The organism is Corynebacterium sp. NPDC104732 (assembly GCF_055583565.1).
In genome coordinates this window covers 23950-48821 of the sequence record NZ_JBVJNS010000017.1, presented here as the reverse complement: position 1 = coordinate 48821, position 24872 = coordinate 23950, and the positions used below count along the sequence as shown (strand labels likewise).

25 protein-coding genes and 1 pseudogene are annotated in these 24872 nt (G+C 59.9%); 1 reads left to right on the top strand and 25 read right to left on the bottom strand.

Annotated elements, in window-relative coordinates; translation table 11 throughout:
- Positions 1 to 148: 148 nt before the first annotated feature.
- The 21 genes and pseudogenes from tyrS to ACZ6ZO_RS10740 form a co-directional block, all read right to left on the bottom strand.
- A complete protein-coding gene (gene tyrS / locus ACZ6ZO_RS10840) occupies positions 149 to 1402 on the bottom strand; it encodes a tyrosine--tRNA ligase (RefSeq protein WP_465292585.1) in 1254 nt (417 codons plus the stop codon).
- A 10-nt stretch (positions 1403 to 1412) separates the two neighbouring features.
- The gene (locus ACZ6ZO_RS10835) at positions 1413 to 1592 is read right to left on the bottom strand and encodes a Trm112 family protein (protein WP_208767559.1); all 180 of its coding nucleotides are present in this window, start codon (positions 1590 to 1592) and stop codon (positions 1413 to 1415) included.
- Positions 1593 to 1631: 39 nt separating this feature from the next.
- The gene (locus tag ACZ6ZO_RS10830) at positions 1632 to 2228 is read right to left on the bottom strand and encodes a hypothetical protein (protein ID WP_465292583.1); all 597 of its coding nucleotides are present in this window, start codon (positions 2226 to 2228) and stop codon (positions 1632 to 1634) included.
- The gene (locus ACZ6ZO_RS10825) at positions 2215 to 2973 is read right to left on the bottom strand and encodes a vWA domain-containing protein (protein ID WP_465292581.1); all 759 of its coding nucleotides are present in this window, start codon (positions 2971 to 2973) and stop codon (positions 2215 to 2217) included. Before ACZ6ZO_RS10825 ends, ACZ6ZO_RS10830 begins: the two co-directional genes overlap by 14 nt.
- 89 nt (positions 2974 to 3062) lie before the next feature.
- Positions 3063 to 3620, bottom strand: a pseudogene (locus ACZ6ZO_RS10820) (type 2 periplasmic-binding domain-containing protein); the annotation flags it as partial.
- A 185-nt stretch (positions 3621 to 3805) separates the two neighbouring features.
- Positions 3806 to 4912, bottom strand: coding sequence for a hypothetical protein (locus ACZ6ZO_RS10815; protein ID WP_465292580.1), 1107 nt, complete (start codon positions 4910 to 4912; stop codon positions 3806 to 3808).
- Positions 4913 to 5003: 91 nt separating this feature from the next.
- A complete protein-coding gene (argH, locus tag ACZ6ZO_RS10810) occupies positions 5004 to 6431 on the bottom strand; it encodes an argininosuccinate lyase (RefSeq protein ID WP_465292579.1) in 1428 nt (475 codons plus the stop codon).
- Entirely contained in the window at positions 6432 to 7628 is a 1197-nt protein-coding gene (locus tag ACZ6ZO_RS10805) for an argininosuccinate synthase (RefSeq protein ID WP_182386026.1), read from the bottom strand.
- 34 nt (positions 7629 to 7662) lie between these two features.
- The gene (locus tag ACZ6ZO_RS10800) at positions 7663 to 8142 is read right to left on the bottom strand and encodes an arginine repressor (protein WP_182386025.1); all 480 of its coding nucleotides are present in this window, start codon (positions 8140 to 8142) and stop codon (positions 7663 to 7665) included.
- Positions 8135 to 9079 carry an ornithine carbamoyltransferase gene (gene argF, locus ACZ6ZO_RS10795; RefSeq protein ID WP_182386024.1) on the bottom strand — a complete coding sequence of 315 codons (945 nt, stop codon included), beginning with the start codon at positions 9077 to 9079 and terminating at the stop codon, positions 8135 to 8137. Before argF ends, ACZ6ZO_RS10800 begins: the two co-directional genes overlap by 8 nt.
- Positions 9080 to 10264, bottom strand: coding sequence for an acetylornithine transaminase (locus ACZ6ZO_RS10790; RefSeq protein WP_465292577.1), 1185 nt, complete (start codon positions 10262 to 10264; stop codon positions 9080 to 9082).
- Entirely contained in the window at positions 10265 to 11194 is a 930-nt protein-coding gene (gene argB / locus ACZ6ZO_RS10785; protein WP_182386022.1) for an acetylglutamate kinase, read from the bottom strand.
- A 10-nt stretch (positions 11195 to 11204) separates the two neighbouring features.
- Entirely contained in the window at positions 11205 to 12356 is a 1152-nt protein-coding gene (gene argJ / locus ACZ6ZO_RS10780) for a bifunctional glutamate N-acetyltransferase/amino-acid acetyltransferase ArgJ (RefSeq protein ID WP_182386021.1), read from the bottom strand.
- 11 nt (positions 12357 to 12367) lie between these two features.
- Positions 12368 to 13402 carry an N-acetyl-gamma-glutamyl-phosphate reductase gene (gene argC / locus ACZ6ZO_RS10775; protein WP_465292574.1) on the bottom strand — a complete coding sequence of 345 codons (1035 nt, stop codon included), beginning with the start codon at positions 13400 to 13402 and terminating at the stop codon, positions 12368 to 12370.
- Between the two features lie 112 nt (positions 13403 to 13514).
- Positions 13515 to 14354: a formate/nitrite transporter family protein gene (locus tag ACZ6ZO_RS10770; RefSeq protein WP_465292572.1), complete on the bottom strand. Its 840-nt coding sequence runs from the start codon at positions 14352 to 14354 to the stop codon at positions 13515 to 13517.
- 40 nt (positions 14355 to 14394) lie between these two features.
- The gene (pheT, locus tag ACZ6ZO_RS10765; protein WP_465292570.1) at positions 14395 to 16887 is read right to left on the bottom strand and encodes a phenylalanine--tRNA ligase subunit beta; all 2493 of its coding nucleotides are present in this window, start codon (positions 16885 to 16887) and stop codon (positions 14395 to 14397) included.
- Between the two features lie 16 nt (positions 16888 to 16903).
- Positions 16904 to 17938, bottom strand: a complete 1035-nt coding sequence (pheS, locus tag ACZ6ZO_RS10760; RefSeq protein ID WP_417926307.1) for a phenylalanine--tRNA ligase subunit alpha — start codon at positions 17936 to 17938, stop codon at positions 16904 to 16906.
- A gap of 60 nt (positions 17939 to 17998) precedes the next feature.
- Entirely contained in the window at positions 17999 to 19420 is a 1422-nt protein-coding gene (locus tag ACZ6ZO_RS10755; RefSeq protein WP_465292567.1) for a DUF222 domain-containing protein, read from the bottom strand.
- 121 nt (positions 19421 to 19541) lie between these two features.
- The gene (locus ACZ6ZO_RS10750; protein ID WP_465292565.1) at positions 19542 to 20648 is read right to left on the bottom strand and encodes a pyridoxal phosphate-dependent aminotransferase; all 1107 of its coding nucleotides are present in this window, start codon (positions 20646 to 20648) and stop codon (positions 19542 to 19544) included.
- Complete coding sequence (locus ACZ6ZO_RS10745) at positions 20645 to 21454, bottom strand: TrmH family RNA methyltransferase (RefSeq protein WP_465292563.1); 810 nt, start codon at positions 21452 to 21454, stop codon at positions 20645 to 20647. Before ACZ6ZO_RS10745 ends, ACZ6ZO_RS10750 begins: the two co-directional genes overlap by 4 nt.
- An 18-nt stretch (positions 21455 to 21472) precedes the next feature.
- Positions 21473 to 22150 (bottom strand): YPDG domain-containing protein, encoded by a 678-nt coding sequence (locus ACZ6ZO_RS10740; RefSeq protein WP_465292561.1) that lies wholly within the window; start codon positions 22148 to 22150, stop codon positions 21473 to 21475.
- A gap of 175 nt (positions 22151 to 22325) precedes the next feature.
- Here ACZ6ZO_RS10740 and ACZ6ZO_RS10735 point away from each other — a divergent pair, with 175 nt between their 5' ends.
- On the top strand, positions 22326 to 22865 hold the full coding sequence (locus tag ACZ6ZO_RS10735) for a hypothetical protein (protein ID WP_465292559.1): 540 nt from the start codon (positions 22326 to 22328) through the stop codon (positions 22863 to 22865).
- Between the two features lie 52 nt (positions 22866 to 22917).
- Here ACZ6ZO_RS10735 and ACZ6ZO_RS10730 read toward each other — a convergent pair whose 3' ends face one another.
- The 4 genes from ACZ6ZO_RS10730 to infC all read right to left on the bottom strand — a co-directional run bounded on the left by ACZ6ZO_RS10730 (position 22918) and on the right by infC (position 24716).
- Positions 22918 to 23340, bottom strand: a complete 423-nt coding sequence (locus tag ACZ6ZO_RS10730; protein ID WP_465292557.1) for an NINE protein — start codon at positions 23338 to 23340, stop codon at positions 22918 to 22920.
- 214 nt (positions 23341 to 23554) lie between these two features.
- The gene (rplT, locus tag ACZ6ZO_RS10725) at positions 23555 to 23935 is read right to left on the bottom strand and encodes a 50S ribosomal protein L20 (RefSeq protein ID WP_182386011.1); all 381 of its coding nucleotides are present in this window, start codon (positions 23933 to 23935) and stop codon (positions 23555 to 23557) included.
- A gap of 54 nt (positions 23936 to 23989) precedes the next feature.
- Complete coding sequence (gene rpmI / locus ACZ6ZO_RS10720; RefSeq protein ID WP_182386010.1) at positions 23990 to 24184, bottom strand: 50S ribosomal protein L35; 195 nt, start codon at positions 24182 to 24184, stop codon at positions 23990 to 23992.
- A 28-nt stretch (positions 24185 to 24212) separates the two neighbouring features.
- On the bottom strand, positions 24213 to 24716 hold the full coding sequence (gene infC / locus ACZ6ZO_RS10715) for a translation initiation factor IF-3 (RefSeq protein ID WP_232843397.1): 504 nt from the start codon (positions 24714 to 24716) through the stop codon (positions 24213 to 24215).
- Between the last annotated feature and the right edge of the window lie 156 nt (positions 24717 to 24872).

The window sequence follows — 24872 nt, the reverse complement described above, 5'->3', positions numbered from 1 at the left end:
GTTTACCCGGATGTCAACTTCGTTCAGCCAGACCCTGTCTCGCTGACCCGGATTAATTTACGCACAACCACGCCACAACACAAATCCGCAGGTCAACTGGACAAAGAGAAAAGGCGGCGAGGAATTCCTCGCCACCTTGGGGCTACCTCTAAGCCCGCTTCGCTCCGGCAAAGTTCTTCTTGCCCTTACGCAGAACCAACCACTGGCCGTGGATCCACTCTGCGTCGGACGGTGCCCACTCCTCGGAGTCAATTCGCTCATTGTTCACGTAGGCACCACCTTCCTTGATGGTTCGCCGGGCATCACCCTTGGATGCCGCCAATCCCGCCCCGACAAGCAGATCAACAATCGTGGCATCTGCGGGAGCGTCGAAGATTGTGGTTTCAGACAGCGCGCCAGCGAGCGTCTTCTCGTCTAGCTCAGTAAGCGAAGCGCGCCCGAACAGTGCCTGCGCAGCCAGCTCCACTGCGGCGGTTGCCTCGGCCCCGTGAACCAGGTTGGTCATTTCCTGGGCAAGGCGACGCTGCGCCTCGCGCTTGAATGGGCGTTCTGCCACAGCTTCTTCGTAGAACGCGATCTCTTCCTGGGTGAGGAAGGTGAACCAGCGCAGGTAGTTGATCACTACTGAATCGCCGGCGTTGAGGAAGTACTGGTACCAGGAGTAAGGAGACGTCTTTTCCGCGTCGAGCCACAGTTTGCCGCCACCGGTAGATTTGCCGAACTTTTGGCCCGAGGCGTCGGTCACGAGTGGCACGGTCAGGCCGTGGACCTTTGCGCCGTCAACGCGACGGTTGAGGTCTACACCTGAAACGATGTTGCCCCACTGGTCGCCGCCACCGATCTGTAGCACGCAATCGTATTCACGGCGGAGCTGCACGTAGTCATTGGACTGCAGCAGCATGTAAGAGAACTCGGTGTAGGAAATGCCATCGGATTCCAGGCGTCGTTTGACGGTGTCGCGATCCAGCATAGTGTTCAGGGAAAAATTCTTGCCCACATCGCGGAGGAAATCGATGACGGACATGTTCATAGTCCAGTCCGCGTTGTTCACCATGATCGCCGGGTTATCCCCATCGAAGGAGACGAATCGGCGGAGCTGGCTCTTAATGGCCTCCAAGTTGTGTTCGATGGTTTCCTGGCTGAGCATGGTGCGCTCCCCAACGTCACGTGGGTCGCCGATGAACCCGGTCGCCCCTCCAGCGAGAGTGAGCGGACGGTGGCCTGCCTCCTGGAAACGGCGCAGCATGATCATGGGCACCAGGTGCCCAGCGTGCAGGGAATCACCGGTCGGATCGAAACCGCAGTACAGGGTGATGGGCTGTTCGCACGCCTCGCGGAGCGCATCGATGTCGGTGGACTGGTTGATGAGTCCGCGCCAGGAGAGTTCGTCAATGATGTTCATGTTTAGATCCTTAATTAGCGGGTGGCCAGGTTACTGCTTCGTCTGCGAGCATCACGGGGATGCCATCGTCAATGCGATAGGCCACTCCGAGTCGCTCATTGACCAGCATCTGCTCGGTCTCCAGATACGTCAGTGGCCCTTTGTCTTGCGGGCACACCAGCACTTCCAGCAACTTCGGATCTATACTCATGCGGATTATTGTACGCATATACGCAGTTGACGCAGGCCACTACCCCTCTTGTGGGCCATCCAGGTACAGCGTGACGCCTGAGAATTTCTGTTCCAGGAGCGCCCGCTGATCTTCCAGGCCTTTGAACTTTTGCTCGACGATGGCGTTGAGGATCTTGGTTGCCTCATCGTTGAGGAGTTTGAGGGATGCATCGAGCTCGAGCATCGCTTCTCTGCGGGCAATGTCGGGTACTTCTTTGTACGCAGCTTCGAGAGTCGGCACGTGGCTGAACGCAATTTCGTTCACGGTCTGCAACAAGATGGGCTGCGCCGCTAATTCATCCATGTGGCGTTGGAGCTGGCCCATCGTCCATTCGAGTTGCCCGAGGTGCTTTTCGGTCGCCTCATGCACCTCAAGATCCTGAAAGTGCTCAGTTGCTTCAATAATGGCGTCGACAAGCGTGCGCGGTGGTGGGAGCGCCGGCGGCGCGGGGCTTGGGGTGAGCGCGACGCCAATCCCCCACGAGCACAGGGCGATCACGGGCCAGAAGGCTCCGAGGCCCACCACGAGATGAACAACGATGGCGACGATGGCCATCGTCATGCCCACGAGGTTGCGCCGCGAGCTGAGGATTGCCCCAAAGTTACTGGTATCCACGAATCTCCTTAAAGGCACCGCCGAGGTCGCCACCCTGTGCATCGAAGGTTTTCCCGCCGGTCAGCGTGGCCACCTGCTCCATTTCTTTCGCATTGGCCTCACCATACAAAATGACGAATACCGGAATCCGACGCTGTTCGGGGCTTAAGGTTTGGTGAAACTCGACAAAGTCTTGGTATTTCGCTCCAGTATTAGAACCGCCGTCGGACATAAGCACGATTGAGGGAATCTCGCCGTCCTTTGGTGGCTCTTCCTGGAATTGGCGGTATGCGGTGATGAGGGCGTCGTAAATCGCGGTTTGTCCGTACGGTTTAAGACTGGTGATCGCGTTCGTTAACTCTTTGCTCTTGGTGGCGTCGTTTTTGCGGAATTCGGTAGTGACCGGCTGATCAATCGTGCTATTGAATCCGATGACAGTGATGCGTTCGCGGTTGTGGAACCCAACGGGACCGGTCTGAGTTTTTGCAGTGCCCGCAACGAGATCTTGCAAGATATCGTGCAGACTTGCCATCCGATCCCCTTCCATGGACCCGGACTTGTCAAGCACGAACACGGTCCGTCCTGGCGCTCGCAGCTCATTTTTGAAGGTGTCCAACAGGTCTTCCGCCACTGACTGCCGTGCCGGAAATGGCAGCTCGATGAGGTTGTTTTTCTGATGTTCCGGTAGCAGCTGCACTGCCGGGTCCGCGGGGCGTCGCATGGTGTCGGTGACAATGTCCTTGTTGTGTTCTTTAAGCCATTCCACCAGGCGCGAGGTCTGCTCCGCTGCTTCCGGGCTGCGGGGCTGCGGGGCTGCTCAAGGGGCGCCAGCGGATAGTCCGCGGTCACTACTCTATCGGCGGGCACTACCACCTCGATATCGGTGCTGCCTTGTTTCTTCATCTGCAGCAGCACGGACTCGTAGTTGATGATTGCATCCACATGTCCTGGGTCCGAGACGAAACTATCTTCCAACCAACCACTCGATCCTGCGGTCATTTTTTGACCTTCAAAAAATGACCGGAGGGGCTCTTGGAGGCCAGGCATATCGGTTAGTCGTAGCGCCGCTCCGGTGTCCGCATTTGCCGTGGCCACCGACACCAGTGCGGAGAACCCGGAGTTACTACGGGCCGGGTCGGTCATCCCGTAGCTAAATTTCCCTTCCTTAACCGCGGTAGTGATGTCGTCCCAGGTTGGTTGTTTGTTGGTCCACCCGAGCTCGCGGGCTTTCGCGGCATGCACGCCGAAGGCAATGGGTGAGGTAGCCACGCTTGTCGACGGCCCTTGCTTGGTATCCGCACCGTATAAGTCGATATATTTGTTGGTTGCGAACCAGGTGGCGTCGAAACCTCCGTCAAAAGCGCCTTCTTTGAGGGACACAGAGTTAGCGATCGTGCCATCCGGGTACTGCATTTCAATCTCGAACCCCAGATCGGCGCTAGCGCGCTGAATAAGAGGTTCCATATCCCTCAGCTCGGTAGCGGCGACGATCACGAGCTTTTCGCTGCTGTTTGGTTTCACCGACTGGGGGATGTCCCCGCCACAGGCCACGAGGGCTAAGGCGCACAGCGCCGCAACCAGGGCTTTCATCCTGAGGATCATTGTTCCGGTGCTCCTTCTGGTGGTTCGGATGAGGAGTACTGTGCGCTCACGCCTTCAATGAGCTCTTCGAGTCGATCGAAGTCGGGCGGGTTGCCGGTCGGCAGATACGCCGGTGGTGTGTCGATGCCGTGATCGCTCAGCGTGAGCTCAAATTCACCGTGCAAGTTAGGTCGGAAACCGTGTGTGGCAGCCAGTCGCTGGAGTGTCGAGTCATTGGCGAGGGCGTCGCCAAGTTTGTCGCCATTTTCTGAATACGCGAGCAGGGTGTGTTGTGAGGCGATCGTCGGATCCAGATAGACCAACCGCATCGGAGGCCTAATGACAGTCGGGTCTGCGATCTGCTGGCCAAGGAACTGGGATTCGTAAATCATCACCATGGGGCGGGCCCCGATTCCCTGCGAGAGATACTCGGCGAATGGCCCTGCAGAGGACCCTCCGGTGTATCCCTGGTGAGTAAACAATGGGGATACCTTGGCCACAGCCTTGGTTACTTCCGCGTCGGTGGCGGGCACATTTCCACCGTTGGCGACCCACGCCGCGATGGAGAGATACATGGCAGCCGAATTGGAGCTACGCACGTCGGTCGAGGAGATTTGTATCCCTAAAGGCGATGGGAAGTCCTTTGAGATGTCGCGCCAACGTTTTCCACTGGATGCGAGTGCTAGGTACTTCTCCATGTCGAGGTACCACACGCCGTCGCGTTGAACTACGGCATGTTTTTCCAGGGCAGCCACGATCGTATCGAACGTGGCGATGGCCATCGGTGAGTGAAACGGCGTATACATCCCCTGCGGGCTCGTTTCCCGAGCGATCTTTTCTGCTGCGGGTGCTGACGAGGGAAAAGGCGCGTCGAACTCTTTCAGATCCTGGCGCGTGGAGATCTTGCGGGAGCCGCTCGGTGTCACCTCCAGCGTCATGCCCAGCTCTTTCAGGCGGGCCTTCACCGCCGGGTCGTTGAAGAACGTCATCTTCTCTGACCCGGCGATCACGCGGATCTTCTCGGTATTTCCGGTAGCAACGTCTAGCTTCTCTGCCCCGCCGCGCCCGAAGATGACCGCCGCTACGATCACACCGATCAACACCACGGCCAGTATCACTGCCAAGGGATTCAGCCTTGATCGCTTTTTAGTATCAAAACTACTCGCCAAAAATTGATACTAAATCCCTGTTGGCAAGTTCGCAGGGCAAAAGCCGTTAGTGACGAACTGGCGTCTGCGCCCACTCCTTGAAGTCAGCTGCGGCGGTGGCAACGCGGGCACGCTGCTCAACGACGCGCACGCCCGCCGTCCCGCCCCGCGTTGCGCGCGAGGCGACGGCGCCTTCGACGGTCAGCACGGAGCGAACGTCCGGGGTGAGGCGGGCGTCAACGGAAGCCAGTTCCTCATCAGTTAGCTCGTCCAGGCCGATACCCCGCGCTTCTGCCAGGCGCACGCACGCGCCCGATGCCTCATGGGCTTCGCGGAATGGCACCCCCTCACGGACCATCCACTCGGCGAGGTCAGTGGCCAAGGTGAAACCGGCTGGCGCTAGCTCCAGCATCCGCTCCTCGTGGAAGGTCAGCGTGGACACCAGCCCCGTCATAGCAGGAAGGAGCAGGTTGAGCTGCGCGAAGGAGTCCACGATGGGCTCCTTGTCCTCCTGCAGGTCGCGGTTGTAGGCCAGCGGCTGCGCCTTGAGCGTTGCAAGCAGGCCGGCGAGGTTACCGATCAAGCGACCCGTCTTGCCACGGGTCAGCTCTGCAACGTCCGGGTTCTTCTTCTGCGGCATGATGGAGGATCCGGTGGACCAGGCGTCGGCAAGCGTGACGTAGCCGTACTCTGGGGTGCACCAGTAGATGATCTCCTCGGCCAGGCGAGACATATCCACCGCGACCTGAGCCAGCACGAAGGCGGTCTCCGCGGCGAAATCGCGGGAGGAGGTGCCATCGATGGAGTTGTCGCAAGCGGAGTCGAAGCCGAGCTCAGCAGCGATAGCCTCTGGATCCAGGGACAGCGACGATCCAGCCAACGCGCCCGAGCCGTAAGGCGACACTGCCAGGCGCTTGTCCAGGTCTTGGATGCGCTGCAGATCACGCAGCAGTGGCTGCGCGTGTGCCAGCAGCTGATGCGCCAGCAGGACCGGCTGCGCCGCCTGGGAGTGGGTCTTGCCGGGCATAATCGCGGTTGGGTGCGCGGCAGCTTGAGCCACGAGCGCATCCACCAACTCAGTGACCTGGAAAGCCACGGATCGGATGGCGTCGCGTACCCACATGCGGAACAGGGTCGCCACCTGGTCGTTTCGGGAGCGACCCGCGCGGAGACGCCCGCCGACCTCGGAGCCGACGATGTCGATCAGGCCACGTTCCATCGCACCGTGGACATCCTCGTCGGTGGGCAGTGGCTTAAACTCGCCGGACGCTACCGCTGCACCAAGCTGATCCAGACCGGAGAGCATGGTGTCCAGGTCGGCGTCGGAAAGCAAGCCTGCCTTGTGCAACACTCGCGCGTGAGCTTTGGAAGCGAGCACGTCATAGGGCGCCAGCACCCAGTCGAAGTGCGTGGATACAGATAGGGCGAACATCGCCTCAGAGGGACCGCCGGAGAAGCGGCCTCCCCAGAGGGCGCCTTCGTTGGTGCCAGCCATTTATGCCTCGCGGTCGCGCTTGTTAGCGATCTGGGTGGACAGGCCGTGCAGCTGAACGAAGCCCTTAGCCGCGGTCTGGTCGAAGGTGTCGCCAGTGTCGTAAGTGGCGAGGTTGAAGTCGTACAGGGAGTGGTTGGAACGGCGTCCGTTGACCACAATCTTGCCGGCATGCAGCACGACGCGGATGTCGCCGGAAACGTGTTCCTGGGTAGACTCGATGAAGGCGTCCAGGGACTTCTTCAGCTGGCCGAACCACAGGCCGTCGTAGACTTCCTCGGACCAGCGGGCGTCGACAAGGCGCTTGTAGCGGCCGAGCTCGCGCTCCACGGTGACGTCCTCCATCGCCTCGTGCGCTGCGATGAGGATCATGGCGCCGGGGGCCTCGTAAATTTCGCGGGACTTGATGCCGACGAGGCGGTCCTCGACCATGTCCAGGCGGCCGACGCCCTGGGCGCCACCGCGACGGTTCAGCTCTTCGATGGCTTCGAGGACGGTGACCGGGCGGCCGTCGATGGCCACTGGCTTGCCACCGTCGAAGGAAATGATGAGCTCGTCAGGAGCGTTGCCGAGCGCTGGATCCTCGGTGTAAGCGTAGAGGTCCTTCGTTGGTGGGTTCCACAGGTCCTCCAGGAAGCCGGTTTCCACGGCGCGGCCCCACACGTTCTGGTCGATGGAGAATGGGGACTTCTTGGACTGCTCGATGGGCAGGTTGATTTCCTCAGCGAAGGCGATGGCCTTGTCGCGGGTCCAGGCGTAGTCACGGGCAGGGGCGATGATTTCCAGGGATGGGTCCAGGGCGCGGAAACCGACCTCGAAACGGACCTGGTCATTGCCCTTACCGGTGCAGCCGTGGGAGACGTGGGTGCCGCCGTGCTCCTGGGCAGCCTTGATCAGGTGCTTGACGATCAGCGGGCGGGAAATTGCAGATACCAGTGGGTACTGCTTCATGTACATGCCGTTGGCCTTGATGGTTGGCAGGCAGTAGTCGTTGGCGAACTCGTCCTTGGCGTCAATAACGATGGACTCAACAGCGCCACAGTCCAGGGCGCGCTGACGTACGGACTCCATGTCCTCGCCGCCCTGGCCGAGGTCGAGGGACACAGCAATGACTTCGCCGCCGGTCATCTTGGCAAGGTAAGGGATCGCGACAGAGGTGTCGAGGCCGCCGGAATATGCGAGAACTACGCGATTAGACATTTAACAAGTGCTCCTCAAGTGTTTGTGGTTTTCGTTATGCGCGGCGGCTGAACAGTTCGCCGAGTTCTTTGCCAGTCATCGGTTCGCGGGCCAACACGAAGACGGTGTCATCACCTGCGATGGTACCGACAACTTCGTTCATGCCCACGCGGTCAATGAAGCTAGCGAGGTATTGGGCTGCCCCGGGCGGGGTGCGCAGCACAGCTATGTTTCCGGTGTGATCCACGGAGACCAGGAGATCATCGAGCATGCGGCGGAGTTTCTCCTGTGGGCCACGGGGTTGCTCGATGCGTTGGCCGTCGACAAGCCCCACGGCGTAGAAGGCTCGCCCGCCGTCCGGGCGTACCTTTTTGGCGCCGAGTTCATCCAAGTCGCGGGAGAGCGTGGCTTGGGTGATGTCGATGCCTTCGTCGAGAAGAAGTTCAGATAGCTGCACCTGACTGGAGACACGGTAGCGTTCCAGGATCTCCAGGATGCGCGCTTGGCGGGCAGTTCGAGTTACAGGATTAGTCATGTTGATGCTCCATGAGCCACACCAACAGCGCTTTTTGCGCGTGTAGGCGGTTCTCGGCTTCGTCGAAAACGCGTGACTGCGGGCCGTCAATGACCTCAGCGGTCACTTCATTACCCCGGTATGCAGGCAGGCAGTGCAAGAATACCGCAGTCTGTTTTGCGCGCTGCATCACGTCCTCGTTTACTTGGTATGGCAGGAATGGGGTGCGCCGATCCAGGCCGTCATTTTCCATCCCCATGGATACCCAGGTATCAGTGATGACCACGTCAGCACCGTTGACCACGTCCAAGGAATCCGTGACGGTCACGGTAGCGCCCGTCTCAGTGGCCCGCTTCTGCGCGCGCTCCACGAACTCCGGCTTGGGCTGGAAATCCTGCGGAGCACAGATGGCGATGTCCATGCCTGCGGTGGCGAAACCGATGAGGTAGGAGTTAGCCATGTTGTTGTCGCCGTCGCCAAGGTAGACGGCCTTCTTGCCCTTCAGTCCTGCTGGGCCTTCATCTGGGCAGAGGTTTTCGATACAGGTTTGCAGATCAGCGAGGATCTGGCAGGGGTGCAGGTCATCGGAGAGTGCGTTGACGATCGGCACCGCCGCGGTCTCGGCCATCGCTTCCAAATTGGAATGGGCGTAGGTACGCCACACGATCGCGGAGACAAAGCGAGAGAGCACGGCGCCCGTGTCCTGGTAGGACTCCCCCTTACCCATTTGGGAGCTGCCGGAGTCGGTCACGATGGCATGTCCGCCGAGGTGCGCGATACCCGCATCAAAGGAAAACCGCGTGCGGGTCGACGTCTTATCAAACAGCACCGCCACTGACTGCGGGCCAGCGAAGGTGTCGCGCGAATAGGGCGCGCGTTTAAGCTCAGCCGCGAGGGCCAGGACTTCCGCCTGCTCTGCTGGGGTGAGGTCATCGTCGGCGAGAAAGTGACGAACCATCTAGGACTCCTTTTCAACGTCTGCCAGCAGCTCACCGATGCGCTGCACAGCGGCTTCGATTTCTTCGTCGCTGATGATCAGCGGTGGGGTCAAACGCAGCACGCTTGCCGACGGCGCGTTCACAATCACCCCGTACTCCGGCGATTTCGCCACGGCTTGTTTCGCCCACTCCCCCTTGAGGACCACGCCCAGCATGAGGCCACGACCCCGGACATGATCGACCTGGGGCAGCTGCGCGACCTGCCCTGCTAACGCTGCGCCCTTGCGCTTGACATCCGCGCAGAAGTTGTCGTCAATCACGGACAGCACCACGTTTCCGGCTGCGCAAGAGACAGGATTGCCACCGAAGGTGGTGCCGTGGGAACCAGGGGTGAACAGTTGCGCCGCAGCGCCGTGGGCGAGGCAGGCGCCGATTGGCAGGCCACCACCGAGGCCTTTGGCCATCGTGACCACATCGGGGATGACGCCATCGTGCTGGTGGGCGAAGAAATCGCCCGTGCGGCCAATACCGGTTTGCACCTCATCGACGATGAACAGAATCTCGTGTTCATCACAGATCTCGCGCACCGCCTTCAAAAAGCCGCCCGGGGCCGGGATAACGCCAGTTTCGCCCTGAATCGGCTCCACGATGATCGCCGCGACATCGCTCGGGTTGATCTCTACCAGCTTGCGCAGGTAATCAACATCGCCGTAGGGGAAGAACTCCGCTCCGGTTGGCAGCGGCTCGAAGGCTTTCCGCTTGTCGGGCTGGCCGGTGAGGGCCAAAGAGCCCATGGTCCGGCCGTGGAAGCCGTGCTCGGCCGCAAGGATTCGACGCTTCCCAGTCAAGCGAGCAAGCTTGAAAGCAGCTTCGTTAGCCTCAGCTCCAGAGTTGCAGAAGAACACGCGGGTGTCGTCCGCCAGGGTGGCGTCGCCAGCGGCGAAGCGCTCAATGAGGGCAGCTCCCAGATCGAGCACCGGCGCGGACTGGAAGAGGTTAGACACGTGCGCAAGGTTTGCCACCTGGTCAGATACTGCCTCCACCAGAGCTGGGTGGCCGTAGCCGAGAGAAGTCACAGCAATGCCGGCGAGGAGGTCAATGTGGGTGCGGCCGTGGTCGTCGGTAAGCTGCGCGCCCTTGCCTGAGACGATGGTCAGCGGCGGAGTGCCGTAATTGTCCATCAGGGTGTGTGACCACTGTAGCATCTATTTATCCTTCCTGAACACGGTTCCATCGGGGTAATTGTCACGGTCATAGCCGTCAGGCAGCACCATCGTGCCGATGCCGCCCATAGTAAGCAGTTCGAGCAGCACTGAGTGGGCGATGCGTCCGTCAATCACGTGTGACGCCACCACGCCCATATCAACGGCAGACAAGCAGGACTCCATCTTCGGGATCATGCCCGAGTCCAGCTCTGGCAGAATCTCCCGCAGCTTGGAGGACTTAATCGCGGACACCAGCGAGTCTTTGTTCGGCCAATCCGTGTAGAGGCCCTCGACGTTGGTCAAGATGACGAGGCGCTCGGCCCCGAGCGCCCCTGCTAACGCGCCGGCGGCGGTGTCGGCGTTGATGTTGTAAACCTCGCCGTCCTCGCCGGGGGCAACGGTGGAGACTACCGGGATACGGCCGGCGTCGATGATATCCCGGATCGTGTCTGCATTGACCTCGGTGATGTTGCCCACCAGCCCGATGTCCGTGAGCTCCCCGTCTACCTCAACCAGGCGCTTTTCCGCGCGGAACAGCCCGCCATCTTCCCCCGAAGTACCCACAGCGTAGGGGCCGTGCGAGTTGATGAGGTTGACCAGGTCACGCCCCACCTGCCCAAAGAGCACCATGCGTACCACTTCCATCACCTCTGGGGTGGTGACGCGGAAACCGCCCTTGAACTCGCCATCCAGTCCAAGGCGGCTCAGCATCGAGGAGATCTGTGGTCCCCCGCCATGGACGACCACCGGCTTCACACCCACGGTGCGGAGAAACACCATGTCGGCGGCGAACGCAGCTTTGAGGGACTCGTCGGTCATGGCATTACCGCCGTACTTGACCACCACGATCTTGTCCCGATAGTGCTGCAGCCACGGTAGCGCTTCGGCGAGGACGTGGGCCCGCTCAGATGGAGTCAAATGTTTGGTCATCGCACATCACCTAGCTCGAATACGCCGAGTTAATTTCAACGTATGCATGGGACAGGTCCGTGGTACGCACCATCGCAGTGCCGGGGCCGCCGGTGCCAAGGTCCACGAGGACGTCGATGTCTGCGCCGGATAGATCGACGTTGCGGGCATCCGGCGTGCCGGTGGTTTTCTCGCACACGGCCTCACCGTTGAAGAACACAGAAATGTTGTCTGGGTCCATGTCCGCGTCGGCCATGCCCACGGCGGCCAGCACGCGGCCCCAGTTCGGGTCGGAGCCGAACATGGCGCACTTGAACAGGTTGTCGCGCCCCAGGGTGCGAGCGGCGTTGAGCGCTTGGTCGTTCGTGCTGGTGCCCTGCACGGTAATATTCACCCGCTTGGTCACGCCTTCGGCGTCTCCCTGCAGCTGATCAGCCAGGTCCGCGCACGCCTCAAGCACCGCCTGCTCGAATTCCTCCGCATTCGGGGCTACGCCGGACGCACCATTTGCCAGCAAGATAACGGTGTCATTGGTGGAGGTAGACCCATCGATATCGAGCGTATTGAACGTCAGATCGCACGCTTTCTGCAGCGCATCCTGCGCTGTGTGTGCGTCCACCTGGGCATCGGTGGTGAGGCACACGAGCATGGTGGCCAGCGAGGGCGCCATCATACCGACGCCCTTGCCCATGCCACCCAGCTGCCATCCTTCGCGTTGGACCAGCACTTCCTTCTTCACCGTGTCCGTGGTCATGATGGCCTCAGCCGCGGCGCTACCGAAGTCCCCAAGGTTCTCACACAGCTTCCGGGCACCGTCCAACACCAGATCCATGGGCATTGGTTCGCCGATCAAACCAGTAGAGCACGCTGCAACGTCCGTGACCTGCACGCCGAGCTGCTGAGCGACAGCTTCCACCGTGGCCTGGGCGTCCGCGTCACCTTGGGCGCCGTTGCAGGCATTAGCGTTGCCGGAGTTGTACACGATTGCGCGGAGCTGGCCGTCGGCAAGCGCCTGCTTTGACAGCTTGACCGGGGCGGCCGTGACGCGGTTGCGGGTGAAGACGCCGGCGGCGACGAAGTGCGGGCCTTCGTTGACGACGAGGGCCATGTCCGGGTTCCCGGATGGTTTAATGCCAGCGGTAATACCGGCGGCGAGGAAGCCCTGTGGCGTGGTAATAGACATCTCGTTCCTCCTTAAGGTGCCAGGCCGGTAAGCGGCAGGCCTGCAGTTTCAGTAAAGCCAACTGCCAAGTTCATGCACTGCACGGCAGCCCCCGCGGTGCCCTTGGTCAAATTATCGATCGCACTGGTCACCAGCAGCACGCCCGCGTCACGGTTCGCCTCCACCTGGATGTGGACGCTGTTGGATCCCACCACGTTCTTGGTTTGTGGCTGCTCGCCCACCGGCAGGACCTCCACGAATGGTTCGTTCTGGTAAAACGCCTCGTACACCTCGTGTGGATCCTGATCGGAAATCAGGGGTGCGGTCGCGGTGGTGAGGATTCCGCGTGGCATAGGTGCGAGCACCGGAGTGAAGCTGACGGTTACGTCCTGGTCCGTGACCTCTTTCAGGTTCTGGATTACTTCTGGGGTGTGGCGGTGCTTGCCGCCGGTGTTATAGGCCTTGACGTTGCCCATGGTTTCCGCACCGAGCATCGCTACGTTTGCTTTCTTGCCTGCGCCAGAGACGCCAGTGATGGACACCAGGTTGATCGTCGGCTCAATCAGGCCTGCTTGTACGGCTGGGAGCAGGGCTAACGTAGCGCCGGTTGGAAAGCACCCCGGGATAGCGATGTGCTTAGCGTTTGTGATCTGCTCGCGGTGTCCTGGCATCTCGGGAATGCCGTATGGCCAGGTCCCAGCGTGTGGGGAACCGTAGAATTTCTCCCAGTCAGCGCTGTTTTGGAGCCGGAAATCGGCGGCACAATCCAGGATGACGGTGTCTTCACCGAGCTGCTGTGCAATCTCAGCCGAGTGGCCGTGCGGCAGGCCGAGGAACACCACGTCGTGGCCAGCGAGCGTATCCTTGTTGGTATCGACCAGGCGTCGGTCACGTAGCTGTGGCAGGTGTGGTATCAAGTCCCCCAGGGACTGGCCCGCGTTCGAGCCCCCTGTGAGCGCGCCGATGGTCAGGTCACCGGAAATATACGCCGGGTGATTCAGCAGCAGGCGCAAGATTTCGCCGCCTGCATAGCCGGAAGCTCCAGCGATAGCTACGTTAAGAGTCATACCCTCCACCATAGCACATTATGCGCATAAATGAAAGGTATGCAGGAGATTTTTGGAAGCTCTCCCAAGCGCCACTTCACCAACGACGCTGGAGAAAACCGCTGCCTACCGGCTACTGCGTCGCCAAGGTCCCCCGATTGCGATGCCAATACGCCATTCCCAGCGCAACCACAGACCCACCGATAATATTGCCCACTGTCACCGGCAGCAGGTTGTGCAACAGGTACGAAGAAACGGTCAAACCAGACACATCCATCCCGGCCACCGCTTCCAGCACCGCCGGATCGCCTTGTCCCTTCAGCATGAGGGCAAGCGGAATCATGAACATATTGGCCACTGAGTGTTCAAAACTCGAGGCCACAAACAGCGCGATGGGAAATGCGACAGCAACGATCTTGTCCACCAGCGTCTTACCGGCGAAGGCGAGCCACACCGCCAGGCACACCATGACATTGCAAAGAATTCCCAGGCAGATGGACTCCACGGCGCTGTGCGAGGTCTTCGACACCGCCACCTGTAGCACAACTGCGCCCCACCCACCGTGGGACTGGTGGGCAACACCGCCGAAGAAAATCAGCAGGGCCATGAGAAAGGCGCCCAGCATGTTGGACAAGTAGACAATCGCCCAGTGCCGGAACATCGCCCCGACAGTGAGGGCTTTTTCTTTGACCAGGAATGTGGTCATGGACGTGGATGTGAATAGGTCAGCGCCGGTGATAATGACCAAACCCAGGCCGGTAGAAAACACCACGCCGCCGAGCACCTTCGCCAGGCCGGTGGGAAATCCAGCCCAACCGACCTGCGAGGTTACGTAAAAAATGAACCCCATCGCGATCATCGCGCCAGCAAACAGCGCCGAAATCACCATGGTGGCCAGATCGGCGTGGGCCTTTTTCAGCAGACCCTGCTTTGCGGCGTCGATGGTCTCGACGGGGGAGGCAATCATAGTCATGGAACAAACTTATCGCGTCTGTTCCATGACACCACAATTGCTAGGCGCGCATCTGCGCGCCGAAGGCCTGAGCTGCAGCATCGGCAGCGGCCAGGCGTGCTTCATTACATTCTTCGTCGGTGAGTGTTCGGTCTGCAGCGCGGAAGACAAGGGAGAACGCCAAAGATTTCTTGCCCTCGCCAAGCTGCTCGGAACGGTAGACATCGAAAAGCTGTGCCTTTTCGAGCAGCTCGCCCGCGGCCTCCGCAACGACCGTGCGCACAGACTCGGCCGGGATGTCTTCGTCGACGACCAGCGCGAGGTCCTGCAACAGTGCCGGGAACGCAGACAGCGCTGGTGCAGGGAGGCTTGGCACGAACGGCAGCGCGGTGATGTCGAGCTCCATTGCGCAAGTCCGGGCCGGAAGTCCGGCGCGCTCCAGAACCTGCGGGTGCAGCTCGCCGGCGTAACCGACTACCTTCCCGTCCACTTTCAGCGCTGCGCAACGCCCAGGGTGCCAGGGCAGCATCTCGGCATTTTCCAGCTCAAGCTTCACGTCTGCAGCGCGTGCAACTACCTGGGCCGCCTCGATAGCGTCGGCATAGGTGTATGCACGGGCTTCTCCCCATGGGCCTTCCGGCTCCAGTGCGCCGCAACCTACCACGGCAACGTGGAGAGGCTGGTGTGGCAAGGACTCGATGAGCTCGGCGATGGTCTCCTCAGCTGGACGCTCGCTGACCGACGGCATCGGCGAGACTCCCTTGCCCCGAGCGAAGGACACCTGCTCCACGCCATACAGCGTGATGTCATGCTGGCCGCGGGCAACGTTGCGCTTGATGGCTTCGAGCATGGACGGCAGCAGCGTAGTGCCGAGGATCGCATGATCAGATTCCAGCGGGTTCTGTACCTTCACAACCTGGCGGCGCGGATCGTTTGCGTCCAGGCCCCACACATCGAACACGTCGTTGGCAATGAATGGCGTTGGCAGGATTTCCAAGTAACCGTTGTAGGCCAGCGCGTGGGTGATCGCGCGACGGCGCAGCTGTGCTGGGGTGAGACCGCGGCCGGCGGGGGCGGTCGGGACGATGGACGGGATGTCCTCCAGCCCCTCCAGACGCAGCACCTCCTCCACGAGCGCTTCCTTGTAGGTCAGGTCAGCGCGCCACGCGGGCGGAGTGACCTGCAGAATTTCCTCACCAGAGACCTCACAGCCGACCTCTTGCAAGCGCTTAACGACGCTCTCCCGCGGGTACTCAACGCCCGCGATTTTTCCTGGGAAGTCGACATCCATCACGACAGATGCTGCAGCTGGCGTGGCACCAACCATGGTGCGGCCGGCTTCGATGGTACCGCCACCGTACTGGACCAGCAAGGATGCGGCGATGTCGAGCGCGATTTCCGGCAGGGTGGGATCCACACCGCGTTCGAACCGGCGGGAAGCCTCGGAGGACAGCTTGTGACGTCGGCAGGTGCGGGCCACGGTGATCGGGTCCCAAATAGCAGCTTCGAGGTAGACGTCTGTAGTGTCGTCAGCAATCTCGGAGGTGGAGCCTCCCATGACGCCGGCGAGGGACTGGATGCCCTGCTCGTCGCAGATAACGACGTCTTCCTCGTGTAGCTCACGGTCAACGTGGTCGAGGGTGGTGAGCTTCTCCCCTGCTGCTGCGTTACGCACGGTGAGCGAGCCCTGGATCTTGCTGGCGTCGAAAGCATGCATTGGTTGGCCGAGGAGGATCATCACGAAGTTGGTGATGTCGGTCGGCAGGTTTACCAGGCGCTGGCCGGATAGCAGCAGTTCGCGTTCCATCCAGAACGGCGTCTTCGCCGTTGGGTCAATGCCGGTGACTTTACGCAGGCCGAAGCGGACGGCCTTGGTGTCAGATTCCAGGGTCACTGGCAGTGCTTCGCCGGACACCTCGGGAACGTCAACGGTCACACCAGCGATGGACGGTTCCAGTGCCACATCAGCGAACTGCAAGTCGAAGGCGGAGGCCAACTCGCGGGTCAGGCCGCGGGCAGACAGCGCGTAGCCGCGGTCCGGGGTGACGTTGACATCAAAGATTGTGTCGTCGAGGCCGAGGACCGGTCGGGCGTCGTCGCCAGGCTTCCCGGCATCCTTCGGCAGGGTGATGATGCCCTTGGTCTGCTTGTCGGCCATGCCGAGTTCCGCGGCAGAGCAGATCATGCCGTCGGAGATGTGATCGTAGGTCTTGCGGGCTGCGATCTTGAACCCGCCAGGCAGCTCGGCGCCGGGCAATGACACCACTACCATGTCGCCTTCGGCGAAGTTCCGGGCGCCACACACGATGCCCTGTGGCTCGGGATTGCCGACGTTGACCTTGCAGTAACGGATCGGCTTCTTAAACCCGGTCAGCTCTTCGATGTGTTCCACGATGCCCAGCACCAGCGGGCCGGTGGTCTTCTCGATCGGCGCGTAGCCTTCAGTCTCAAAGCCGACGCGAACGTAGCCCGCATCCATCTCTTCAGCAGTGACAGACCAATCAGGGTTCTTAGCCTGCAGCAGGGAGGTTACCCAGTTCTGGGACAACAACATTGTTCACAAACTCCTTTTATGCCTGTACGCCGAATGGCTGGGTGAAACGGACATCGCCTTCGACCATGTCTCGCATGTCGGACAGTCCGTTGCGGAACTGCAGGGTGCGCTCTAGACCCATACCGAACGCAAAACCGGTGTAGATTTCAGGGTCAATACCCGCGGCACGCAGCACGTTCGGGTTAACCATGCCACAGCCACCCCACTCGATCCATCCGGCGCCGCCCTTCTTGTTCGGGAACCACACATCCACCTCGGCCGAAGGTTCGGTGAACGGGAAGTAGTTGGTACGCATCCGGGTGCGGGTTTCCGGGCCGAAGAGGGTCTTGGCCAGGTGATCCAGGGTGCCGCGCAGGTGGGCCAGCGTCAGGCCCTTATCGACGGCCAACCCCTCAATCTGGTGGAACACCGGGGTGTGGGTGGCGTCCAGCTCATCAGTGCGGAATACGCGTCCTGGGCAGGCAATGTAAACCGGAACATCGCGGGACAGCAGGGTGCGGACCTGCACTGGAGAAGTGTGGGTACGCAGCACCTGCTTAGAACCCTCGACAGAAACATGGAAAGTGTCCTGCAGAGTACGCGCTGGGTGGTCCGGGAGGAAGTTCAGGGCATCGAAGTTGAAGTACTCTGCCTCGACCTCTGGGCCTTCTGCGATTTCCCAGCCCATGCCGACGAAGATATCAGCAATCTTCTCCGACAGCTGGGTAATGGGGTGCATAGCGCCCTGACGACGGGTGGTTGGGACGGTAACGTCGACCCGCTCCGCGATCAGCACCTCTGCGTTGCGCTTTTCCTCGAGTTTGGCCTTCACCTCACCGTAGATTTTCTCCACGCGGCCTCGGGCCATGTTCACTAACCGACCAGCGTCTTTTCGCTGCTCTTTCGGGATGCTCCCCAGGGAGCGACGCGCCATTGGGATAGGTGCGTCGTCGGCGAGGTGCTCCTTGCGGGCTGCAGCGAGCTCCTCCAGGTCCTGTGCCTGCTGGAATGCCTTTTCAGCGGCCTCAGCTAAGGCTGTGAGGTTGCTTTCCGTCAACTCGATGTCGCTCACCAAAAATCCCCTTGTTTCGAAAAATAACGTGCTAACCCAAGTACTATACCGCGAGCCTGATTATGCCGATGACCGACCGCAGCCTGGGCAGGAGAAACCGGAAAACGGGGGATCCTTATCCGGCTGGAAGAGTCCATACCTGATCATGCTTCCAGGATTGAACCAGGTGGCGGGGTTGAAATTCGCCCGCGGTCTTCGCTGCGGGTCTATGCTGTCCGGTGGTATGAACAACAAGTGTCCGGTCTCGGAGCAGATCGTCCAGTATTTTCCGGGATTGTTCTGCTGGTCATCGGTGTTTCTGTGGGTGCGGTGTCCGAGCAACCCCATGTTGGCGGCAGTCGAGCGTCCCCCACGGCTCCACGCCCACCAATGGTGAATCTCGCACAGCGCGGCTGGGAGATCAGAACCTGGGGTCATGTCGCCACCTTGGGAGGCAACCAGCCCGAGGTACGCGTAGACATCGGCGGCTCGTTTGGTACGACCGAGTTCAATCAGATTACCGGTGCCGTCGTCCAAGATAGCGAGAAAAGCGTTCGAGTCCGCGCCGAGCCTAATGAGGTCCGAAATAGGCAGCAACGTTCCAACGTCGGTCGGCACGATCCCCGCTGCCCGGTGAAGCTGTTCGAGTGTCATAGTGGCGACCACCGTTGAGCAGCCCCGGGTAGGTGGCATGCCACCTTTACGATGCAATGCTGTCTTGAGTGCTGCCACTAGGGCGTCGTGACGCCGTTGGCCAGCGGTGCGGGAGTCGGCTTCCTTCTCCCCTTCTGGCAGCAAATCGCCCGGCCCCGCATAGTCAGCAAAAAGCCGATCAAGCAGGCTCTTTAATTCTGGTGTGATATCGCCGCTGAGCGTAGACATTAAATCGGCCTTTTGGGGAGAGACCTTAATATGGCGTCGGCGCTGGCGGTCCGCATCACTCGGTGGGTGCTCTGCGTTTAACCCCTGTAGCACCTTGATACCCGCTTTGCGCAAGTCATCCGGTGCGAGTGTCTCAGCGAGCTGCGCAAGCATCCGTTCGACTTGTGCCACAGACTCATCCGGCGTGTGTTCTGGAACCTGGTCAAGCACCTTCGAAATTTCGATAGCCGAGGCCATGCCGAAACTCGCCTGTGCAAAGCCCTGGGCTGTCTCCGGCATCCGAGCAGTGATCGGATCGGAGTTGTCTAGTCCTGCGGGCGTATCAAACAGTTCTTCAGATAGCTTCACCGCGTCTTTCAACTCACGACGACTGAACCTACCGGCATGCATAAAGTTACTGAAGCTGTTGCGATTTCCAGGTTTTAACGTCTCTTCTTCCCGCAGCAACCTAATCATGCCCACTGTGGTCAGCTCCGCCAACCGCGTAATCTGACGGAGCTCGAGCAGCATCTCCGTGAGATCATCGAATCTGGCTGACTGGTCGCAAAGCAGCGCCTGTGCCTGGGCCAGGCTGTGGCGCGCCTGGCCCAGTAAGGTACTCATCTGCGTTGCGTTCTGCATGACCTCAACATAAAGCAAGGCCCGGACATGGCCACCCCCATCCATTCGAACACTGCTGGTAAAATACCATTTACCGCTACCCCCGTTCGTTCGAACAATCCTGCCAGATTTAGAACATGCATTAACCTCCGAGCCGCCGCACCGCTTCTTCTAGCACCTCGTCCTGTTTGCAGAACGCGAACCGCACCTTGGTGCGCCACTGCTCTGGGTGGTCGGTGAACACCTGGAGCGGGATTGCCGCGACCCCTGTTTTCGCAGGTAGATTCATGCAAAATTCCACGCCGTCGCACCCCACATCGGCCACCACATAGTAGGTTCCGGCGGTATCGTAGACACGAAATCCGCTGGCGGACAGGCCGTCGGCAAGCAGCGTGCGTTTGCGCTCCAGGTAGGCGACCATCCCGCGCACCCACTCGCCTTCCTCGCGCAAGGCGTGGGCGACGGCGGGCTGGAATGGCGTGGCGCCGACGTAGGACATGAATTGCTTCGCCTTGACGACGCCGTCCAACAGTTCCTCGGGTGCTATTGCCCAGCCGGTTTTCCATCCCGTGCAGTTGAAGGACTTGGCCGCGGAAGAGACGGTGATGGTGCGTCCCCACATGCCCGGCAGCTCGGCTACTCGGGTGTGCTGCGAGCCGGTGAATACGAGGTTTTCGTACACCTCATCGGAGAGAACGAGCAGGTCATGGCGCACGCACACCTCGGCAAGCTGCCGCATATCCAGCACGGCCCCGGTTGGGTTGTGGGGCGAGTTCACGATGATCATCGCGGTGTTGTCGGTAATCGCAGCTTCGACGGCGGCGACGTCAATCATCCAGGTGTTGCCTGATTCGGCGAGCGGCACGGCCACGCGGGTGGCTCCTGCCAGCGCAATGGCTGCGGCGTAGGCATCGTAGTAGGGTTCGAGCACGATCACTTCTTTGCCCGGCTCCACCAGCCCGAGCACGGTGGCGGTGATCGCTTCGGTGGCACCCACCGTGATCAGGACGTTGTCTACTGCCACTGCCCTGGCGTCCGCTACCGCTTCACGCAGCTCAGGCACCCCCATTCCGGGCGCGTATTGATTGTTGCCCTTCGCGATCTCTTCCCGAGCGATCTCCAGCATGTGAGCTGGGCCGTCGGAGTCTGGGAACCCCTGACCCAGGTTGATGGCGCCATGTTTGACAGCTTCGGCTGTCATGGTGGCGAAAATAGTCTCTCCGAAAGGTTGCAATCGAGATACGGTCATTGCGCTTGCGCCTTCGCGGATTCGTACATGCAGATCGAGGCTGCGGTGGCCAGATTGAGGGATTCCGCACGACCGCGGATAGGGATGCGGACCCGGTAGTCTGCCTTGTCCAAGATTTCTTGCGGCAGGCCGTGGGCTTCATTGCCGAAGAGCCAGGCGGTGGGCTTAGTGAGGATCTCTTGGGCGTCGTCAAGGCTGAGCTCCCCGTCCGCGCAGGTAGCGATGACCTGCAGGTCGCGCGCCTTGAGCGTGTCGAAAATCGCCTGGAAATTATTCTCCCGCATCACCGGGATGTGGAACAGCGACCCCGCGGATGAACGTACCGCTTTGGGCCCCTGTGGGTCTACCGTGTCGCCGGCGAAGAGGACGGCGTCGGCCCCCATGGCGTCGGCCACGCGGATCAGCGTGCCCGCGTTGCCAGGTTCCGCGGTGTGCACCGGTACCATCACCAGGCGCGGTTTATCCCGCATGACCTCCTTCATTGGCCACAACACGGGTTTACATACGGCGAAGATTCCAGTGGTGGTGACAGTGTCGGCGAGGGCTTTCGCCGCCCGCTCCGTAATCGGGTGCACGTACACATTCATGTGATCGGCAGCGGTGAGCAGTTCCTCAAAACGCGCGGCGGCTTTTTCCGTCACGAACACATCCTGCGCCGCGCCAGTACTGACTGCTGCTTCGACGGAGTTTTCTCCCTCAACGAGGAAAAGGCCGGCCTTTTTTCGGCCGGCCGTTTTCAGCAACTTAGCTGCATTTACGACGCGCGGAGTGCGTTCCGTGAACGCCTGCTCAAAGTCCAGATTCATGGACTCCAGGGTAGCAGGCTACTTCACGGTGATCGTAGAGTCGGTCCAGGTGACCTTACCGTCGCCATCCACGACCTTGATCTTCACCGTGTAGGAGTCGCCGCTCTTAGCGTCCCCGCCCGCACTAACGGTGAGGATGCCATTTTCAGCAATGGTGACGTACCAGCCCTTAGGGATACCGGCTTGGGAAATGTCGTAGCCGAGGTCTGGATTGGTGTCTCCCTGCGGGTTGACCTGCACAGAGCGTCCCGGCTCCACGGTGGCGTCCTCATAGGTGACCTGTGGCCCATCGGAGTCAGCGGGTGGCAGCGCTGAGTCGGCGTTGCCGTCCTCCGAGACCGTGAAGGTAACTTCGGTCCACTCGACGTGACCGTCAATGTCAACAATCTTCACGCGAACCGTGTAGCTGTCGCCCTTCTTGGCATTCGGTGCGGCCGATACCGTGAGTTCGCCGTTGTCCTCGTTGATGGAGACGTACCAACCTTCGGGAATTCCGGACTGGTCAAAGTCGGCACCCGCATCCCCAGGAAGAGGAGTGGCCGGCGCGACGGAGACGGAGTGACCAGGGCGAACCTGCTGGCCTTCATAGTGCACCTGCTTTTCGACGGCTATGGCTGGAGCCACGAACCCGCCGGTGATCGGTGCGGACATGCCCAGCGCGAGTGCAGCTGCAGCAAGCTTGTGAAGTTTCGACATATAACTGGTCCTTTCTGGTCTTGATGTCGGAACACACACCACCTTACTGCAACTCGTTTTCATTAGGCTGGCAATATTCTGTGTATTTCGCGTCACTGAATTTTAGGTTCACGCGTCAACTAATGCAGGATTACTGTTGTATTAGTTTTTTCGCCAACATTTGAAAGGACCGCCCATGGTCAAGGAAATGTACGGAGTCCTCGCGCGCGTGTTTACCGTGGTCTTAGCCCTCATCGGCATCGCTGCCATCTACGGTGGTGTGTTCGCACACGGCTTCGTCACCGATCAGCTGCTCCAAGAAAAGATCAGCATGCCTGGCGAACAGGCCATCAGCGCCCTCAAAGACGAGGCTTCGCAGGAAGCACTCAAGCCACACCAGGGTGACATGATGTCAACCGGCCCCCAGGCAAAGGTGTACGCCGACAACTTCATCTGGCAGCACATGATGAGCTCCTCCGATGGCAAGACCTACCAGGAAATGGGCGACGTCATTAAGGAAGCGAAGAAAAACGGAGCATCGGAAGAGGAAATCAAGAAACTGAACGACACCCGCGATCAGCTCTTCAAGGGCGATACCCTCCGCGGAATCCTGCTCAATGCCTACGGTTGGTGGCTCGTGGGTTCCATCGCCATCTGGGCCGGCGTCGGCCTCATCGCGATCGCCGTGATCCTGGCCATCCTCGGATTCTTCGTTCTGCGCACGAAACGGGCCTAACAAGAAAAATTCGGAAAGCAGACTGTAGCTTTCCGAATTTTTTATGCAGTTGTTAACGCTTCAGCGGAACCCCTTGGGAATCCCGGTCATAGGGCGAGTTACCAACCAAGATCAGGATGAATTCGATAAACGCCCAAATCCCAACCACGAAGATGAACAAGAATCCAATCAGGAGCCAGGAAGTAAAAACTCCGATCAGCGTCAGGACCAGCTGAGTCACTCCCCTGCTGGAGTAGCCCAAGTAGAAGTTGTGGACACCGAGGCCTCCCAGGAAGAACGCCAGGAGAGCAGCAGCCAACATGCTCTTCTGCACTGGGGCGTACTGTTGCGCCTGCATCGGCATGTGCTGGAATTGCTGCGGTTGTGGAACCGGAGGCTGCTGGAATTGTTGTTGCTGCTGGAAGGGGTTGGGCGTGTTCGGAATCGGCAGCCCGTCTTTGTCATAGCCATCGAAGGGGTTCTGAGGGTAAGTCACGACCTAAACCACTTTCCTGTTACATGTTTTCTTTGACAGAGATATTCAACCTTACAACCTCCCAGTGGGCAAACCACCGGGCATTAGTAGGCCCCCGGATTTAGCGTACCGATGGGATTCTCAACGCTCGGATCGTCCCATCCGTACGCCAAATTTCGCACCTATACCCGAAAAACCCGCCCTCGTTGGAATCGGGGCGGGTTCGTCAGTGATCTTAAGCTGCAGGAGCGTTAACGTCCTCAGGCAGAGCAGCCTTGGCAGCCTCGCAGATTGCGGAGAATGCAGCGAAGTCGTTGACGGCGAGCTCGGCGAGGATCTTGCGGTCGACATCGATCTCAGCAAGGCGCAGGCCCTGGATGAGGCGGTTGTAGGTGATGTCGTTCATGCGTGCAGCTGCGTTGATGCGGGTGATCCACAGGCGACGGAACTCGGACTTGCGCTTACGGCGGTCGCGGTAAGCGTAGGTCATGGAGTGGAGCCACTGCTCCTTAGCCTTACGGTACAGGCGGGAGCGCTGACCACGGTAGCCCTTGGCGGACTTCAGGATCTCGCGACGCTTCTTCTTGGCGTTCATTGACCGCTTGACACGTGCCATTGAATTACTTCCTTAACTGTCGAAAAAGTGTATGGGGTGAAAAGTGGTCTGGGCTTAAGCCATGCCCAGCAGGCGCTTCATGCGCTTTTCGTCGGACTTAGCAACATCCGTGGTGCCCTTCAGACGACGGGTACGGGTGGATGGCTTGCCTTCGAGCAGGTGGCGACGGTTTGCCTTTTCACGACGCAGCTTGCCGGAGCCGGAAATCTTCACACGCTTAGCGGTGCCCTTGTGGGTCTTGTTCTTCATTTAAGTTGTCCTTACCAGAAAGATTCGGTTACTTCTTGCCCTTGCGCAGTGGGCCGATGACCATGGTCATGTTGCGGCCGTCCTGCTTCGCTCGAGCCTCGATGGTGCCGTATTCAGCAACGTCGTCGGCCAGACGTTCCAGGAGCCGGAAGCCAAGTTCAGGTCGGGATTGTTCACGACCACGGAACATGATGGTGACCTTGACCTTGGATCCCTTTTCCAGGAATCGGATCACGTTATTCTTCTTCGTCTCGTAATCGTGATCGTCGATTTTTGGACGAAGCTTCTGCTCCTTGACCACAGTCTGCTGCTGGTTCTTTCGAGCTTCGCGGGCCTTCTGGTCCTGCTCATACTTGAACTTGCCAAAGTCCATGATCTTGACCACAGGTGGCTTCGCGTTTGGTGCAACCTCGACGAGATCGAGGTCTGCATCGTAAGCAAGCTTGCGTGCGTCCTCAATGCGGACGACACCGACCTGTTCACCGTTTGGACCTACAAGACGTACCTCGGGAACCCGGATACGATCGTTGATGCGAACTTCAGCGCTGATGTGTACTCCTCAAGTAGCAGTAAATAACGTGGTACCGCGTGGCTTGAAGTGTCGATTCCCCCGAGCACTCACGACAAATACCCGCGCGACTGAAACGTCGTGCGGGAGATCCGCGAGCTGAAAGCTCATTTGTGACCA